This window comes from Massilia rubra (assembly GCF_011682065.1).
GTDB classification, from domain to species: Bacteria; Pseudomonadota; Gammaproteobacteria; order Burkholderiales; family Burkholderiaceae_D; genus Telluria_A; species Telluria_A rubra.
The window spans coordinates 1-461 of sequence record NZ_VUYU01000094.1 but is presented as its reverse complement, the minus strand read 5'-3'; the positions used below and the strand labels follow the sequence as shown (position 1 = coordinate 461).

General features: G+C 63.8%; 1 pseudogene. It reads right to left on the bottom strand.

The features are described 5' to 3' along the window. A pseudogene (locus tag F0185_RS34165) lies at window positions 1-255 on the bottom strand (transposase family protein); the annotation flags it as partial. Between the last annotated feature and the right edge of the window lie 206 nt (window positions 256-461).

The window sequence follows — 461 nt, the reverse complement described above, 5'->3', positions numbered from 1 at the left end:
TCTTGCCGCAAGCGCCGCAATCGACGCGCGGCACGTCGGCGTGCAACCATGCCTCGTTCTGGAAGAAATCGAGATGGCGCCAGTCGCGCCGGACCCTGTCGTGAATGCCTTGCCCGTTCAAGGCAGCTGCTTGGCGTTGCAGGCCACCTCGAAATCGATCCTCCGCTTAGCGGTGTCGAGCTCGACCTTGACCACCTCCCATGGCGACTTCAGCCCCAAGGCGGACGTGAACAGCGCTTCGACACCAATACTCATTGCGGCTTCCTCGCATCAAAACAACGGTCATTGCTGTGGATGGGCACATCGTCGCCGGGCGTCTGCATGGCCATCGCCACGGCATGCCAGGTCGACGGCCATGCCCCAGCGTATTGGCCCTGCACAGCGTCAAGGGTTCGCTTCGCCGAGCCGCGCTTCGCGCGGCCCGCCCTTGACCCTGTTCCGGGCCGATCACGACGACATCA